13 protein-coding genes and 1 pseudogene are annotated in these 14,211 nt (G+C 74.3%); 10 read left to right on the top strand and 4 right to left on the bottom strand.

Annotation, left to right across the window (positions count from 1 at the left end; translation table 11 throughout):
- The first annotated feature begins 1 nt into the window (after window position 1).
- The gene (locus ACIQI7_RS15905) at window positions 2-181 is read left to right on the top strand and encodes a hypothetical protein (protein ID WP_401109784.1); all 180 of its coding nucleotides are present in this window, start codon (window positions 2-4) and stop codon (window positions 179-181) included.
- Here ACIQI7_RS15905 and ACIQI7_RS15900 read toward each other — a convergent pair.
- Complete coding sequence (locus tag ACIQI7_RS15900) at window positions 142-555, bottom strand: DUF6191 domain-containing protein (protein WP_401109781.1); 414 nt, start codon at window positions 553-555, stop codon at window positions 142-144. The two genes, ACIQI7_RS15905 and ACIQI7_RS15900, sit on opposite strands and share 40 nt — an antisense overlap.
- 142 nt (window positions 556-697) lie before the next feature.
- Here ACIQI7_RS15900 and ACIQI7_RS15895 point away from each other — a divergent pair, with 142 nt between their 5' ends.
- The 4 genes from ACIQI7_RS15895 to ACIQI7_RS15880 all read left to right on the top strand — a co-directional run bounded on the left by ACIQI7_RS15895 (window position 698) and on the right by ACIQI7_RS15880 (window position 6,037).
- Window positions 698-1,456 (top strand): dienelactone hydrolase family protein, encoded by a 759-nt coding sequence (locus ACIQI7_RS15895; RefSeq protein ID WP_401109778.1) that lies wholly within the window; start codon window positions 698-700, stop codon window positions 1,454-1,456.
- A 126-nt stretch (window positions 1,457-1,582) separates the two neighbouring features.
- Window positions 1,583-2,524, top strand: a complete 942-nt coding sequence (locus tag ACIQI7_RS15890; RefSeq protein WP_401109775.1) for an alpha/beta fold hydrolase — start codon at window positions 1,583-1,585, stop codon at window positions 2,522-2,524.
- A gap of 114 nt (window positions 2,525-2,638) precedes the next feature.
- A complete protein-coding gene (locus tag ACIQI7_RS15885) occupies window positions 2,639-4,684 on the top strand; it encodes a serine/threonine-protein kinase (RefSeq protein WP_401109772.1) in 2,046 nt (681 codons plus the stop codon).
- 405 nt (window positions 4,685-5,089) lie between these two features.
- Entirely contained in the window at window positions 5,090-6,037 is a 948-nt protein-coding gene (locus ACIQI7_RS15880) for a CPBP family intramembrane glutamic endopeptidase (RefSeq protein WP_401109770.1), read from the top strand.
- Window positions 6,038-6,168: 131 nt separating this feature from the next.
- On the opposite strand, the gene ACIQI7_RS15875 is transcribed toward ACIQI7_RS15880, so the two are convergent.
- Entirely contained in the window at window positions 6,169-7,212 is a 1,044-nt protein-coding gene (locus tag ACIQI7_RS15875) for an ABC transporter substrate-binding protein (RefSeq protein ID WP_401109767.1), read from the bottom strand.
- A 59-nt stretch (window positions 7,213-7,271) separates the two neighbouring features.
- Window positions 7,272-8,060, bottom strand: coding sequence for a MerR family transcriptional regulator (locus tag ACIQI7_RS15870; RefSeq protein ID WP_401109766.1), 789 nt, complete (start codon window positions 8,058-8,060; stop codon window positions 7,272-7,274).
- 204 nt (window positions 8,061-8,264) lie between these two features.
- Between ACIQI7_RS15870 and ACIQI7_RS15865 the strand changes: the two genes are divergently transcribed.
- Genes ACIQI7_RS15865 through ACIQI7_RS15855 form a run of 3 tightly spaced genes read left to right on the top strand, consistent with a single transcriptional unit; the run spans window position 8,265 to window position 11,766 of the window.
- A complete protein-coding gene (locus ACIQI7_RS15865; RefSeq protein WP_401109764.1) occupies window positions 8,265-9,836 on the top strand; it encodes a flavin-containing monooxygenase in 1,572 nt (523 codons plus the stop codon).
- The gene (locus ACIQI7_RS15860) at window positions 9,833-10,858 is read left to right on the top strand and encodes an alpha/beta fold hydrolase (protein WP_401109762.1); all 1,026 of its coding nucleotides are present in this window, start codon (window positions 9,833-9,835) and stop codon (window positions 10,856-10,858) included. Before ACIQI7_RS15865 ends, ACIQI7_RS15860 begins: the two co-directional genes overlap by 4 nt.
- Complete coding sequence (locus ACIQI7_RS15855) at window positions 10,855-11,766, top strand: SDR family oxidoreductase (protein ID WP_401109760.1); 912 nt, start codon at window positions 10,855-10,857, stop codon at window positions 11,764-11,766. Before ACIQI7_RS15860 ends, ACIQI7_RS15855 begins: the two co-directional genes overlap by 4 nt.
- 58 nt (window positions 11,767-11,824) lie before the next feature.
- On the opposite strand, the gene ACIQI7_RS15850 is transcribed toward ACIQI7_RS15855, so the two are convergent.
- Window positions 11,825-13,237, bottom strand: coding sequence for a PLP-dependent aminotransferase family protein (locus ACIQI7_RS15850; RefSeq protein WP_401109758.1), 1,413 nt, complete (start codon window positions 13,235-13,237; stop codon window positions 11,825-11,827).
- A 123-nt stretch (window positions 13,238-13,360) separates the two neighbouring features.
- Here ACIQI7_RS15850 and ACIQI7_RS15845 point away from each other — a divergent pair, with 123 nt between their 5' ends.
- Window positions 13,361-14,023 (top strand): LysE family translocator, encoded by a 663-nt coding sequence (locus tag ACIQI7_RS15845; protein WP_401109756.1) that lies wholly within the window; start codon window positions 13,361-13,363, stop codon window positions 14,021-14,023.
- Between the two features lie 63 nt (window positions 14,024-14,086).
- Window positions 14,087-14,211 (top strand): annotated as a pseudogene (locus ACIQI7_RS15840) (IS701 family transposase); the annotation flags it as partial.

The raw sequence follows: 14,211 nt of genomic DNA, 5'->3' as shown, positions 1-14,211 counted from the left end.
CATGGCTCTGACGGCTCGTTCACGGCCCCGCCGCTGCAGCATGTCTCCCGTCCGTCGGCCGGAGGAGGCCGGCGGCACCCGGGTCGAGTCCCCCGACCCGTACCGGGGCGAGTGCGGCGCGACGAGGGCCGACCCGGACGGCTACCGGCCGGTGCTCCGCTCCCGCGCCCGGGGCACCTGAGCCTCCGTCTCCCCGGGCACCCGGCCGGCCGTGACCGTGGCGCCGTCCGCACGCGGCGCGGGGCCGGGCGTACGGCCCGCGGCGCCGCCGGGCAGCACCGCCAAGCCCCGGTCCAGGTCCACGCCGAACCGCGGCGGCGCTCCGGCCCGCGCGTCGTCCCGCAGCACGAGCCGCTCCCGCCTCTGCTCGACCTGCACCTGCTTGCCCGGGCTGAACAGCGCGTGCAGCTCCTCCAGCCCGCCGACGCCCAGCCCGGTCCCCGGCCCGCGTTGCCGCGGTCGCGACGAGGACTCGTCCTCGACCTGCCACACCGCCAGCAGCACCATCCCCAGCACCGCCACGACCGCCGCCGCCACACCCACGATCCAGCCCATGCCCGCTCAACGGGGCCGCGGGCCCGCAGCGTTCCCCACGCGAACCGCGGACGCGGGGCGGGCGCGGTGTGACGAAAAGCGCGTGGGCGGGGGCGGACCCACCGGATACGCTGCCGGACGACCGATAAGGAGCGCCCTCACCATGCCCGTGCGCGGAACCCTCGTGGACATCCCGACGGCGGACGGCACCGCCGACGCCTACCTCGCCCACCCCGACGACGGCCGGGCCCACCCGGGCGTCATCCTCTACATGGACGCCTTCGGGCTCCGGCCGCACCTGGAGCGGATGGCCGACCGGCTGGCCGCGGCCGGGTACACCGTGCTCGTCCCCAACGCCTTCTACCGCGGCGGCCGCGCGCCGGTCGTCGAACTGCCGGAACTCATCGACGTGGAGCAGGCCGACGAACTCTTCGCCCGGATCGTCCCGCTGCTCGACGAACTCACCCCGGAGGCGACGACCCGCGACGCGGACGCGTACCTGCGCTGGCTCGCGGACTCCCCGCTGGTCCAGGACGGCCCGGTCGGCCTGACCGGCTACTGCCTCGGAGCCCGGCTGGCGCTGCGCACGGCCGCCGGCCACCCGGACCGGATCGCCGTCGCGGCCGGATTCCACGGCGGCGGCCTGGCTACCGACAGCCCCGACAGCCCGCACCTGGGCGCCGACCGGATCACCGCCGAGCTGTACTTCGGCCACGCGGACGACGACCCGTCGCTGCCGCCCGAGCAGATCGGCCGGCTCGCCGCGGCCCTCGCCGCCGCCGGTGTCCGGTACCGGGCGGAGGTCTACACCGGCGCCCCGCACGGCTACACCCAGGCCGACACCACCCGTTACGACGCGGCGGCCGCCGAGCGGCACTGGGACGCGCTGCTCGGCGTGCTGAAGCGGACGCTGCCGGCCTGACGGCGCCTGCTGATCGGCCGGCCTGTTGACCGGCCGGCCCGCTGAGGTGTTGACCGGCCGCTCGCAGGCCGTGCGGAACCGGGCCCCGGGGGAGGGGCCCGACGACCGATCCAGGGGGGATCGCTCATGAACACCAGTCGGAGCGAACGGAGGGCGCTCGCCGGGCCGGGCCTGCGGAGCGTCCAGGAGGCCATCGCGCGGGCGCTCGGCGAGCACCTGCCCGGCGGCGTGCGCTGCGGTGAACTCGACTGCGGCGGACGGTTGTTGCGCTGGGTGGAAGCCGGCCGGGGCGGCGCCGTGCCGGTGGTCCTGATCGCGGGCTGCGGCACCACGGCGCTCAGCTGGTCGGCCGTCCTGCCCGAACTCGCCCGGTACGGACGGGTCGTGGCGTACGACCGGGCCGGGCTCGGCGCCAGCGCGCCCGGGTGTGCCACCGCCCCGACCCTGGACGGTCAGATCGCCGACCTCGCCGCCCTAATACGGCACCTGGACGCGGGACCGGCCCTGCTGGTCGGGCACAGCTGGGGCGGGCAGCTGGGCCAACTCCTCGCCTGGCAGCGGCCGGAGCTGGTGGCCGGGCTGGTGCTGGTCGACCCCGGGCACGAGGAGTTCCAGCCGCGGTCCATCCGGGTCGCCGAGGCCGTACTGACCCGGTTGTGGCTGCTCCGGACCGCGCCGGCACGGGTGTCACCGTCGCCGACGGCGGCCGGACCGGCGGGGCCGCTCGACCGGGCCGAGGCGGCCGTGATCGCGTACCGGCACCAGCGGCGGGCCGTTCTCGCCGAGGTGCGGATGACGGCCCGCGCGGCACCCGAGATCCGGCGGCGCCGTGCTGCCGCGCGGCCGCTCGCGATGCCGGTGGCGGTCCTGAGCGCGACCCGGGGCCTGCCCGGGCCGATGCGCCGCCGCTGGACCGCGCTGCAGGCGTGCGTGGCGAGGAACGCCGTCCGGGCGACGCACGGCGCCGTCCAGGGCGCCGGTCACGTCATCCAGGCCGACCGGCCCAAGGCGGTCGTCGCGGCCGTTCGAGAAGTTGCGGATCACGCCCGATACTTCCTCAAGGTCTGACAATTCGTGCTCAATTCCTTTTCGGACCTGGACTGCTGAGGCTGCGACACCCTCTGGCACACTGTGTGCCGATGACCCGTCGGGGCGGGGCACGGAACACGGGGGAGCAGGGGTATGAGCGGGGCGGGCACCGTGCTCGGCGGCCGGTACGAGCTGGTCGAGAAGATCGGTGGCGGCGCGATGGGCTCGGTCTGGAAGGCCGAGGACACCGTGCTGGCACGGCAGGTCGCGGTCAAGATCCTCCGCTCGGAGCTGCTGGAGGACGACACCTCGGCCCAGCGCTTCCGCCGCGAGGCCCAGCTGGTCGCCGCGGTCGACCACCCCGGCGTGGTGGGCGTCCACGACTACGGCGAGAGCGGCGGCGAGGGCGAGGAACGCTGCGCCTACATCGTCATGGAACTGATCGACGGCCGTCCGCTGGACCGGGTGCTCACGGACACCGGCCCGATGACCGTCGAGCGCACCCTCGACCTGGTGGCCGGCGCCCTGGACGCCCTGCACGCCGCGCACCGGCGGGAGATCGTGCACCGGGACATCAAGCCGTCCAACCTGATGGTGCGCGCCGACGGACGGGTGGCCATCACCGACTTCGGCATCGCCCGGGCGCTCGCCAGCACCAAGCTCACCGCCCCGTTCGCGATCATCGGCACCGCGCTCTACATGTCCCCGGAGCAGGCCGAGGGAGCGAACCTCGGGCCGGCCACCGACCTCTACTCGATCGGCGTGGTCTGCTACGAACTGCTGGTCGGCGAGCCGCCGTACTCCGGTGACGGGCCGCTCCAGATCGCGCTCAAGCACGTCAACCAGCCGGTGCCGGAACTGCCGGACACCTTCCCGGCGCCGGTGCGGGCGCTGGTCGCCCGGGCGCTCGCCAAGAAGCCCGAGGAGCGGTACGCGGACGCCGCCGGAATGGCGGCGGCGGCCCGTGCGGCGGCCCGTGCGGCGCGCGCGGGGGGAGACGGTCCGGTCGTCGAGCCGGGGCCCGCGGAGATCGGTGCGGCAGACAGCGGGACCCTCCCGCTCCGGCCCCGCGCCGGTGCGGCGGCTGACGGCGGGGCGGCCGAGGGCGGTGCGGCGAAGCCGGCCAAGGGCGGCGCTGTGGACCTGGCCAAGGGCGGTGCCGCGGAGCCCGCCGGGGCGGGGGCCGTGGTGGCACCCGCGGGCGGCACCCCGGCACCGGACGAGGTCGCGAAGGTGGAGCCGCAGGCGCAGACCGAGCCCGGCCGTCGACGGACGCGACGCACCCTGCTGGTGCCCGTCGTCATCCCCGTCGTCATCTCGATGGGCACGGCGACCGTGCTGCTGATCGACCGCGGCGCCGGCAACTCCGATGCCGCCCAGCCGCCCGCCGCCCAGCCGACCGTGGTGGTCACCGCCCCCGTGAACCCGGGCACCGCCACTTCGGCGCCCGCGACCACCACCGCGCCCGCCGCACCGGCGCCGACCGACACCCCGGCGGCCACCCCGGGCCCGGACCAGCAGACGCCCGGCGCCGCCCAGAACCAGCCGCAGGTGCCGGTCCCTCCGCTCCCGACCGCGGGTCAGGGCGGCAACGGCGCGAGCGGCGGCTCGGGCGGCAGCCGGACCGGTGGCACGGGCGCCGGCACCGGTACGGCCGCGGGCGGGTCGTCGGCCGGTCAGGCGAATCAGCCAGGCGGCGGCAACCCGCCCAACCCGCCCGCCAACCAGAACCCGCAGCCCCCTGCCCAGACCACCGGTGGCGGCACCACCACCGCCCCGCAGAGCCCGAGCCGGCCCGCGTCCTGCGGCGGCACCAGCTGGAGCACCATCGTCAGCGTGAAGGACGGCCGCGCGATCGGGATGCGCGACGACAACCTGAACGGCGACAACCCGATCGTGGTCGGCGGCAACGCGCAGTACGGCTGGGTGCGTTCGACCAACCCCGGCGCGTGGATCCTCTTCAACGCCTGCAACAACGGTGGCCCGCAGATGGTCCAGACGATGGACGGGAAGGTCGCCCTGAGCGGTGGCTTCAGCTTCCTCACCAACTGGAGCGTCCGTAGCGGGAGTTCGGCTGGCTCCTACACCCTCGCCGACTACCAGGGCCAGAGCTGCATGACCAACAACGGCCCCGGCGGCGCGGTCACGATGGTCACCTGCACCCCCGGCAACACCGCCCAGGAGTGGCGCTTCCAGTGAACGGAGGCCCCGCCGGGCCGTGCCCAGGCCGTTCCCATCCCCAGTGCGGAGTGCGACGCCGTCGCCGCCCGGCCGGCCGCCGACGTGAACGGAGCGGGTTCCGGGCGCCGGGGTTGCCGGCCGGCGGGAGTACGGCGGGAGTACGGCGGGGGCGACGGTGAGCGGACCACCGTCGCCCCCGCCGCGTGAGGTCTGACGATACGTCAATTCGTTCCCCGCTGCAGCCTCCGCGGTGGTTCACGGAACGCAGGGTGGCGGTCGGCGGGGTGCGGGGCGCGCACGAGTACCTCCAGTGGGCCCTTGTCCACCCAGAAATCTCGACCATCGGCGTGGTAGTGGACAACACCTCGGAACGGCAGAGCACTTGGTTACGGGGCGAACCTTCGGGTCCGTAGCGTGCTCGGCATGACGCGACCTACACCACCGACGCCATCGACGCGGCTCACGCAACCGACGCCAACCCGGCCGGGCGCCGTCCGGCGACGCGGCCTGCTGGTCTACCTGGTGCTCGCCTATGCCGGAATGTGGGCGGCCATGGCGCCGCTGCTCGCCGACGGCTACCGGCGCTCCAACGCCCGGGAGGAGACCGGCGCGCTGGAGCAACTCTGCATCGCGGCCGCCATGCTGGCCCCGGCGCTGGCGGCACTGCTCGTGGTCCGCTTCGTCGAGCGCGGCGGAGCGGTACGGGAGGCGCTCGCGCTGCGCATGCCGCGGCCACGGGCCCGCGCGGTTCGAGCCCTCCTGCTGCCGCTCGGGATCATCGGTGGGCTGACCGCCGCGACACTGGGGCTCGGCGCACTGGTGGGCGACTACCCGTTCGCCGGCTTCGGCGCGCTGGACGTGGGCCGGGTCGGGTCGTGGGCGGTCCAGGGACTGATCGGGATGGTGTTCTCGCTGCCGCTGTTCTTCGGCGAGGAGATCGGCTGGCAGGGCTTCCTCTTCCCCCGGCTGCTGCAGTTCGGGGGCGGCACGGCGGGACTGGTGCGGGCCTACCTGCTCACCGGTACGGCCTTCGCGCTCTGGCACCTGCCGACCCTGCTGATGGGCGGACAGTACCCGGGGCGGCCCTGGTACCTGGCGGTGCCCGCGCTGACGGTGAGCTGCGTGCTCGTCCTGCCGGTCTTCACCTGGCTGAGGCTGCGCTCGGGGTCGGTCGTCCCGGCGGTGCTGGCACACGCCTTCGCCAGCAGCATGAGCGTGTCGATGGTCCGGGAGTTCGCGGCCCCGGACGCCGAGCTGGACCCGCTCACCATGTCACTGGCGGGCTGGCCCGGGTGGATCGTCCTCGGCGGGTTCGTGGCCTTCCTGGCGGGCACCGGGCGGCTGCGGCCGGGGCGGTACCTGCGGAGGTGACGGGCGGTGGGCGCGGGCGGATGACAGATGACGGATTTCAGATGACAGATTTCATCATCTGTCATCTGTTCGCTGGAATCCGTCGGCTGTCGTCTGTCGGCTGTCATGTGTTCGGCGCCCGCCGCCGCCCCTCACCCGCCCGCCGGAGCCAGGTCCCTGCGGATCTCGTCCAGGATCAGCCCGGCCCCGCTGTAGCCGATGCCGAGCATCCACAGGTTGTCGTCCACCCGGAACACCCGCCCGCCGCGCACGGCGTCCAGGTTCCTCCAGAGCGCTCCCTCGGTGATCTTGCCCTGGTCGGACTTGGCCGCGTCCCCGTACACCGAGTAGAAGATGACGTCGGCCGCCGCCTGGTCCACCTGCTCGGGGCTGATCTCCATGGAGAAGCCGGGCTTGTCCTGGTTGGCGGGCCGCCCGAGGCCGAGGTCCTTGAACAGCGAGCCGACGAAGGTGTCGTTCAGGTAGAGCCTGGTCGGCGCGCCCGCCAGGAAGCGGGCCATCTCGACCCGGGTGGCCGCCGCCCTGGCCGGGCCGCCGAGCGCGGTGACCAGGTCCCGCAGCTTCGCCCGGTACGCCGCGTTCGCCGCGTCGGCCTCGGCCTGACGGCCCAGCGCCTCGGCGTGCAGTCGGACGTTCTCCTTCCAGGTCGGCCCGGTGGTCGCGGAGAGCACCGTCGGCGCGATCTTCGAGAGTTGGTCGTACCGCTTGTCGTCGCGGACCTGGTTGCTCAGGATGAGGTCCGGCCGCAGCGCCGCGATCGCCTCCAGGCTGGGCTGGCCGATGGCCCCGACGGGCTTCGTCCCGGCCAGCCGCTCGGCGGGCAGGTATGCGGGGAAGGACGCGCCCGCGGTGACGGTGGTGGCACCGACCGGGCTGAGGCCGAGGGTGACCGCCGAGTCCAGCGCGTCGGTGTCCAGGACCACCACCCGGCTCGCCCGCGCCGGCACGGTGCTCTCGCCGCGCGCGTGCCGGACCGTCCGGCTGCCGCCCGTGCCGCCCGTGCCGCCCGTGCCGCCCGTGCCGCCCGTGCCGCCCGTGCCGCCCGTGCCGGACGAACCGGCGCCCGAACCGCCGCTCGGCGCCGTGGTGCCGGACCCGCAGGCGGCGAGTGCGAGCCCCGGGGCGAGTCCGGCGGCGAGGCCGAGCGCGGCGCGGCGGCTGAGCGGTCGGGGCATCGGCGGCACCTCCAACGTACGGGCGGGGCGCCGGAATCCCTGCCCGCACGACGGCCCGGCTACGCCTCGGAACCGTTCTCCCGTCGCTGGCGCAGGAGTTCCGCGTACTCGGCGTGCACCCGCCGGTCCATCGCGAGGGTGAACTGGGCGTCCGCGACCGTCCGTGCCAGCGGCCGGACCCGCATGATGCGCTCGGTGAGCCGGGCCGCCGTGCCGGGCGGGAGCGGGGTGTCGGCGGCCAGCGCGCTGAGCAGGTGCTCGCTGACCACCTCGATGAAGATCTCGGCGATGGCGTCCACGTGCTCACGGGTCCGCCGGCTCGCCTCCAGCACCGCCGCGAGCGGCACCCCCTCCGCCACCAGCTCGGTGGTGGCCTCCATCAGCCGGCGGCTGACGTGGGTGATGCCGTGCTCCTCGACGGTGATGTAGCCCTGGGCGATCGATTCGGCGGTGTTCTCCTCGGTGAGCTGGTCGCCGAAGGCGGACCTCAGCTCCTCCCAGTCCAGGCGCACCGGGGTCTCGTCGGACCACGGCGCGACGATCGCCGCCTCCAGTCCGATCAGCTCGGCGACGTCCCGCCCGCTCTCGCCGGCGCCGATCAGCTCGGCGATGCCGCCCAGGGTGTGGCCGCGTTCGAGGAGTTCGGCGATCATCCGCAGCCGGGCCAGGTGCTCCTCGCCGTACCAGGCGATCCGGCCCTCCTTGCGGGGCGGCTGCAGCAGTTTGCGCTCGCGGTAGAAGCGCAGGGTGCGGGTGGTGATGCCGGCGGCTTCGGCCAGTTCCTCCACCCGGTACTCGCGTTTTCTGTCGCCCGCAGCAGCTCTGACCTTGTCCACGGCGATCAGCATAGGACCGCCGGCTCGGAAGGCTCCCCGAACCGGAGCCGTCGTGCTTCTTCCATCCGGTGTCAGCAAGGGCTACCCTGCCAACCATGCCAGTGATTGCTGGCGCGATTGGCAGGGTCCCGGAGGCGAGTCTCCCCGGGAGGTTCCGGGGCCGAGGGGCTCCGGGAGAGCGCGACGATCACCGTCCCACCCTCAGGAGGTTGCCGCATGGCATCCAGCAGCAAGCGCCCCGGCTCCGGCGCGTCCGCAGCGACCGACACCACCGCTGCGCAGGAGCCCGTTCCGCACGTCCGGGTGGCGGTGATCGGCTCCGGCTTCGGCGGCCTCGGCGCCGCGGTCCGACTGCGTCGCGCCGGGATCACCGACTTCGTGGTCCTGGAGCGGGCGGACTCGGTCGGCGGCACCTGGCGCGACAACAGCTACCCCGGCTGCGCCTGCGACGTGCCCTCGCACCTCTACTCCTTCTCCTTCGCGCCCAACCCCGAATGGCCGCGCAGCTTCTCCGGCCAGCCGGACATCCGCGCCTACCTGGAGAAGGTCGCCACCGTCTTCGGCCTCCGCCCCCACCTGCGCTTCAACACCGAAGTCCTGGAAGCCCGTTGGGAGAGCGATCGGACCCGCTGGCGGATCACCACCTCGGCCGGCCAGTGGACCGCCGACGCCGTCGTCTCCGCCGCCGGACCGCTCGCCGACCCGCAGATCCCCGACCTGCCCGGACTGGCCGGCTTCCCCGGCAAGGTGTTCCACTCCTCCCGCTGGGACCACGACTTCGACCTGACCGGCAAGCGCGTGGCGATGGTCGGCACCGGCGCCTCCGCCGCCCAGATCATCCCGTCGATCCAGCCCGAGGTCGGCAAACTGACGGTCTTCCAGCGCACTCCGGCCTGGGTGCTGCCGCGCCGCGACCGCGAGATCACCCAGCTGGAGAAGTGGCTGCACGGCCGCCTGCCGGTCACCACGAAGATCCGCCGCGGCACCCTCTTCGCGCTCCGTGAGCTCCAGGTGGACGCGTTCGTGCGCCGCCCCGGACTGCTGCGCCTGGTCCAGCAGCTCGCCGAACGCCACATCGCCCAGGGCGTCTCCGACCCGGCGCTGCGCGCCAGGCTCACCCCGGACTACCGGATCGGCTGCAAGCGCATCCTGCTCAGCAACACCTACTACCCGGCGCTCGCGGCGGCCAACACCGAGGTCGTCTCCTCCGGCCTGCGCGAACTGCGCGGCTCCACGCTGGTGGCCGCCGACGGCAGCGAGCACGAGGTGGACGCGATCGTCTTCGGCACCGGCTTCCACGTCACCGACATGCCCATCGGCGCCCGGGTGTTCGGCGTCGACGGCACCAGCCTGGCGGAGGAGTGGAAGGACGGCATGGAGGCGCTGCGCGGCTCGACCGTGCGCGGCTTCCCGAACCTCTTCTTCGTCATCGGGCCCAACACCGGCCTCGGCAACAGCTCGATGATCCTGATGATCGAGTCGCAACTGAACTACCTGATCGACGCGTTGACCGCGCTCGGCTCGATCGGCGCGGCCGCGATGCACCCCACCGCGCGGGCCCAGCGGCAGTGGAACCTCGAACTCCAGCACCGGATGGACCGCACCGTCTGGACCACCGGCGGCTGCCGCAGCTGGTACCTCGACCCGAGCGGCAAGAACACCGTGCTCTGGCCCGGTTCCACCACCGCGTTCCGCCGGGCCACCCGCAGGGTCGACCTCGGCGAGTACGAGCTGATCATGCGCGGCGCACCGGCCGCCGCCCGTACCGTCCAGGAGGTCTCCGCGTGACCCGCGTCCAGCTGCCCGAGGAGTACGAACCACCGGTCCCGGTCGAGGAGTTGAGCGTCCGGTCGGCCGACGGCATCCGGCTGCACGTCGAGGTGCACGGCCAGCCCGGCGCGCCCACCGTGGTGCTCGCGCACGGCTGGACCTGCTCGACCGTCTTCTGGGCCCCGGTCATCCGCCAACTCGCCGACCGGTACCGGGTGGTGGCCTACGACCAGCGCGGCCACGGGCACAGCGAGATCCCGCCGAGCCGGGCCCGCTACTCGACCCGGGCACTCGCCGAGGACCTGTCCGCCGTACTCGCGCGGACCGTTCCGGCGGGCGAGCGGGCCGTACTGGCCGGGCACAGCATGGGCGGGATGACCGTCATGGCCGCCGGCGGCCGTCCCGAGGTCGCCGAACGCACCGCCGCGGCCGTCCTGGTCTCCACCGGCCCGGGCGACCTGGTGGCCGAACTCACCGTCCTGCCGCCCGCCGTACGCGCCCGGGGCCTGCGGCGCTTCCTGCACCGGCAGTTGCTGCGCTCCCGGATGCCGCTCGGGCGGGTCTCTCCGGTCAGTCGGGCGGCGCTCAAGTACGCGACCATGGGGCCCGGTTCGCCCGCCGGTCAGGTCGAGGCGACGGCCCGGATCGTGCACGCCTGCCCGACCGCCGTCCGCGCCAACTGGGCCGCGGTGCTGGACCGGTTGGACGTCCACGCCGGGCTCGCCCGGCTCGCCGCGCCCACCGCGGTGGTGGTCGGCACCGACGACCGGCTGACCCCGCCGGTGCACGCCCATCGGATCGTCTCCCGACTCCAGGACCCGCAGGGGCTATTGCTGCTGCCCGGGGTCGGCCACATGGCGCCGCTGGAGCGTCCGGAGGAGGTCGCCGCCGAGATCCACCGGATGGCCTCCGCGTACCTGACGTCCGCGCCCGCCGCCGCGCCCGCGCCGCCTGTCTCCGACTCCGTTCCCGCTCCCGCAACCGACTCCGCTTCCGACTCCGCTTCCGATTCCGCCGAGGAGAGGACCGCCGTCGCATGAACGCGATCCCGCCGTTTTCCGCACAGGTAGTCGTCGTCACCGGGGCCGCGCGCGGCGTCGGCGCCTCGCTGGCCCGCAAGCTCGCCCGGCGCGGAGCCAAGGTGGCCCTGCTGGGGCTCGAGCCGGAGGAGCTGAAGGCCGTCGCCGCGCAGTGCGGCCCGTCCGCGACCAGCTGGGAGGTGGACGTCACCGACCTCGATGCGCTCGAGGACACCGCCCGGCGGATCAAGGAGCACTACGGGCGGATCGACACCGTCGTCGCCAACGCCGGGATCGCCATCGGCGGACCGCTGACCGACAGCGACCACAGGGCGTTCAGCCGGGTCATCGAGGTCAACCTGCTCGGCAGCGTGGCCACCGCGCGGGCCTTCCTGCCCGCGCTCGCCGAGAGCCGGGGGTACCTGCTCCAGATCGCCTCGCTCGCCGCGCTGACCCCGGCGCCGCTGATGAGCGCTTACTGCGCCAGCAAGTCCGGGGTGGAGGCCTTTGCCCACTCGATCCGCGCGGAGGTGGCCTTCCAGGGGGTCAAGGTCGGGGTCGGGTACCTGAGTTGGACCGACACGGACATGGTGCGCGGGGCCGACGAGGACGCGGTGCTGAAGCAGATGCGCTCCCGGTTGCCGTGGCCGGCGAACAAGACGTACCCGCTGGAGCCCGCGGTGGACCGCATCGTCGCCGGGATCGCCCGCCGGTCCGCCCACGTCTACGCGCAGGCGTGGCTGCGCGGGATGCAGCCGGTCCGCTGGCTGCTGCCGACCCTGATCGCGGTGGTCGGCTCCCGGGACGTGGCCCGGCTGGCGCCCCAGCTCGCCGCCACCGCCGCCAGCCGCCTGCGTGCCGTCGGCGCCGGGGGCGCGGCGGACACGGCGGTGCGGGGGAGCCGGAGCGGGGCGGAGACTGACGGCTGACGGCGAACAGATGACAGCCGACGACTAACAGCTGACAGCTGACAGATTTCGAAATCTGTCAGCTGTCAGTGCCCGCGATCCCCGCCAGCGTCTCCAGTGCCCGCGCCAGGACCGGCAGCGGCGGGGAGGCGAGCCCGACCCGGACGGCGGAGGGCGAGCGCCGGGGATCGACGGCGAAGGCCGCCGCGGGCGTGACCGAGATCCCGGCGCGCGCGGCCTCCGCGACGAAGGCCTCTGCCCGCAGGCCCGTCGGCAGTTCCCACCACAGGTAGTACGAGCAGGGGTCGGACCGCAGCCGCTGCCCCGGCAGCAGCTCGCGCGCCAGCAGCTGCCGGGCCGTCGCGTCGGCCCGCTTCGCCGCTTCCACCGCGGCCAGCGTGCCGTCCCCGATCCAGCGCACCGCGGCCTCCAGCGCGAAGCCGCTCGGTGTCCACCCGCCCGAGCGCAGCGCGCCCGCCACCCGCTCCCGCAGTCCCGCCGGGACGACCGCGAACCCGGTGGTCAGTCCCGGGGCGAGCCGCTTGGAGAGGCTGTCCACGAGCACGGTGCGCTCCGGCGCGAGTGCGGCCAGCGGTGCCAGGTCGGGCCGCAGGAACGACCAGACGGCATCCTCGACGGCCGGCAGGTCGAGCCCGCGCAGCACCGCCGCGAGCGCCGCCGCCCGCTCCGGCGGCAGGCTCGTACCGAGCGGGTTCTGCAGCCGCGGCTGGACGTACACCGCGCGCAGCGGCCCGGCCCGGTGGGCGGCCGCCACCGCGTCCGGCACCAGCCCGTGCTCGTCCACGGCCAGTGGCACCAGCACGATGCCCAGCCGCTCCGCCACCGCCCTGACGACCGGATAGGTCAGCTCCTCCACGCCCAGCCGCTGCCCGGGCGGCACCAGCGCGGACAGCGCCCCGGCGATGGCCTGCCGCCCGTTGCCGGCGAACAGCAGTCGCTCCGGCCCGACCTCCCAGGCCACGCCACCCGCGACGTCCCCTCCGACGTCACCTGCGAGGTTCCCTCCGACGGCCTCCGCGACCTCCCGTGCCACCTCCCCGGGGCCGACGGCCGACACCAGTGCCGCGAACGCCCGCCGGGCCGCGCCCGTCCCGGCCGCGCCGACCGGCCGCAGGGCGTCCCCCAGCGCGTCCGACCGCAGCAGGGGCGTCAGTCCGCCCGCCAGCAGCTCGGCCTGGCCGGGGACGGAGGGGTAGTTGAGCTCCAGGTCCACGGGGGCGGCGGCCGGTTCCGCGAGCGCCACCCGGGCGCCCTCCGGGGCCCGCCCGGCCCGGACGAAGGTCCCGCGCCCGACCTCCCCGACGGTCAGCCCGCGCCGGGCCAGCTCCCGGTAGACGCGCCCCGCCGTCGAGGCGGCGATGCCCCGGCTGCGGGCGAACGCGCGCTGGGTGGGCAGCTGCTGGCCGGGCCGCAGCCGCCCGTCCGCGATCTCGGCGGCGATCCGGTCGGCGATCAGGCGGTAGTCGTCCATCGGTGGTGGGCCCTCCCGTGGTCCCTCGCAGTCGGCCGCCACGACGACCGGTCCGTTCGGCACATTGCACCGAGCGCAAAGTCATCATTGCATCGACCCGATCGCCCGCCCTAGCCTCCTCGCATGGACGCGTTGAAATCGGCCGTGGACGGCCAGGCGGTGCTGGGCATCGCCGCCGTGGCCCTGGGCATGGTGCTGTCGCCCGGGCCGAACATGATCTACCTGGTCTCGCGCTCGATCGCGCAGGGCCGCCGCGCCGGGCTGGTCTCGCTGATCGGGGTCGCGGCCGGCTTCCTGGTCTACCTGGTCGCCGTGACGGCCGGAGTGGCCGCCGTGTTCTCGGTGGTGCCCGCCCTCTACACCGCGATCAAGCTGGCCGGCGCCGGATACCTGCTCTGGCTGGCCTGGAAGGCCGTCAAACCGGGCGGCACGGCGGTCTTCGCCCCGCAGCAGCTGCCGCCGGACCCGCCGCGCCGACTGTTCGCGATGGGCTTCCTGACCTGCCTGCTAAACCCCAAGATCGCCATCATGTACATCTCGCTGCTGCCCCAGTTCGTGGCCCCGGAACGCGGTCACGTCGCCGCGCAGAGCCTGCTGCTGGGCCTGACCCAGATCGCGATCGCGATCACCGTCAACGGCCTGATCGCGGTGAGCGCGGGCGGCATCGCGGCCTTCCTCAACCGCCGCCCCGGCTGGCTGCGGATCCAGCGCTACGTGATGGGCACGGTCCTCGCCGGCCTCGCCGTGCACATCGCCGCCGACCGCGCCAAGGCCGTGGCGGTCTAGGGCCTAGTAGTACTTCGTTAGGTCGATTTGATCTTGGTTGCCGTTCGGTGCATGCTGCTGCCTGTGGATCTTGGTGAAGTGGAGAGGCTCCGCGAGCGCCTCGGCGAGTTCGTCGCCGAGGTGTTCGCGTCCCTGGCGCGCAAGGACCAGCGCCGGCAGGGGGATTGCTATCTTCGGGGGCTGATGCT

Source organism: Kitasatospora sp. NPDC092039 (assembly GCF_044756065.1).
GTDB lineage: Bacteria > Actinomycetota > Actinomycetes > Streptomycetales > Streptomycetaceae > Kitasatospora.
Note: the sequence above shows the minus strand (reverse complement) of the source record. Positions and strands in the feature narration are given on the sequence as shown.